Source organism: Synechococcus sp. R6-10, from assembly GCF_047461815.1.
Lineage (GTDB): Bacteria > Cyanobacteriota > Cyanobacteriia > Thermostichales > Thermostichaceae > Thermostichus.
This window is the reverse complement of the sequence record NZ_JANSHW010000299.1, coordinates 1-1,355: the sequence shown is the minus strand read 5'-3', so window position 1 is coordinate 1,355 and position 1,355 is coordinate 1. Positions and strand designations below refer to the sequence as shown.

Below are 1,355 nucleotides of genomic sequence, written 5' to 3'. Positions count from 1 at the left end.
AGGTTATCCGCTTTGACCGGGCCGTGACCCTGGAAGACAAAGCCATTTTGGAGACCACGGATCCCGACGTGCCCCTCACCCTCAGCGCCGAACAGCACATGCTCACCGATAAGCCCGGGATCCTGATGCGCAAGCAATTGGCGGCTCTGCTTAAAGCCCACAGCAGCTCCTCAAACCAGATTTTCTAGGCTGCGGGTGCCAGCGTAGCGGCTGTAGGCGTAGATCAACCCCAGGGTGAGGCCGGTGACCAAAAAGCTGAGGGCCGCCCCGAAAGGATAGTCCAGGCTGGAGCCAAACTGCAACTGAATCACATTCCCGATCAACAGCGTTTTGCTGCCCCCCAACAGATCCGGCACTACGAACATGCCGAAAGCCGGGATCCCCACCAGAATGAGGCCCGCCGCCAGTCCAGGCAAGGTCTGGGGCAGAAGCACCCACGAAAAGACCTGCCAACCCTTGGCATAGAGATCCCGTGCCGCTTCCGCCAGCCGCCAATCGATGCGCTCCACCGCCGTGTACAGGGGCAAGACCATGTAGGGCAAAAACGTGTAGACCATGCCCAGATAAACCGCCAGCCAACTGGGATACAGAGCCGTTTGCGGTGGGATCCAGCCCAGCCAGGCCGCCAAGCGAGCCGGCCACCCTTCCGGGGCCAGCACCACCATCCAGGCATAGGTGCGGATCACCAGGTTCGTCCAAAAGGGCACCACCACCAAGGTGAGCAACAGATCCCGTTGTCGGGGTGGGTGGGCGGCAATGAAGAAAGCCAATGGGTAGGCCAGCAGCACGCAAAAAAAGGTGGTCACCCCCGCCACCAGCAGGCTGCGGCCCAAGATCTGCCAGTAGATGGGCGTCCATCCCAAGGGGCCAAAGCCGAGAATGCGCAGATAGTTCTCCAGGGTCAGGGGCAGTTGAATCTGGCCAAACTCCCCGCGGCTGAGAAAGCTGCACACCAACAGCAACAGCCCCGGCAGCACCAGAAAAACCATCACCCACAGCACCCCTGGCCCAGCAAAAATTAGGCTGCGCCCCAACTCCTGCCAAGGGGTGAGCAGCTCCCCAAATCGCACCTGGGCTTGGCCAGGGATCCACTTGCCCACAGGAGATGGCAGCTTCAACATCCAGTCTCCTCCTGACGGGGATCCGGTCGCAAACGGATTAGGCTTTTCGGGGGTAGGTGGGCCACCAGCGCTGCGCCGATCTCAAACCCTGCATCCTCAATATCGGTGTTGAGGGCCGTGGCCTTGAGCTGCTGACCTTGGTTTGTCCGCAACAGGTATTGGTTCTCAGCCCCAGTGTAGATGAGGTTTTCCACCCGCACCGGCACCTGGTTGGGCAGCAGATCCCAGCCGCTG

Annotated in this window: 2 protein-coding genes and 1 pseudogene; 1 reads left to right on the top strand and 2 read right to left on the bottom strand. The window is 60.7% G+C overall.

The window, feature by feature from the left end:
- Positions 1 to 188 (top strand): annotated as a pseudogene (locus NW837_RS09095) (Rieske (2Fe-2S) protein); the annotation flags it as partial.
- Here NW837_RS09095 and NW837_RS09090 read toward each other — a convergent pair.
- Positions 171 to 1,121: an ABC transporter permease gene (locus tag NW837_RS09090; protein ID WP_414330854.1), complete on the bottom strand. Its 951-nt coding sequence runs from the start codon at positions 1,119 to 1,121 to the stop codon at positions 171 to 173. The pseudogene NW837_RS09095 and the gene NW837_RS09090 overlap by 18 nt on opposite strands.
- The coding region (locus tag NW837_RS09085; RefSeq protein ID WP_414330852.1) for a TOBE domain-containing protein at positions 1,115 to 1,355 on the bottom strand (241 nt) is incomplete at its 5' end. The genes NW837_RS09090 and NW837_RS09085, both read right to left, overlap by 7 nt.

Excerpts from the sequence above, each read along its gene's own strand:
- NW837_RS09090 (WP_414330854.1), bottom strand. The coding sequence starts at position 1,121 with ATGTTGAAGCTGCCATCTCCTGTGGGCAAGTGGATCCCTGGCCAAGCC.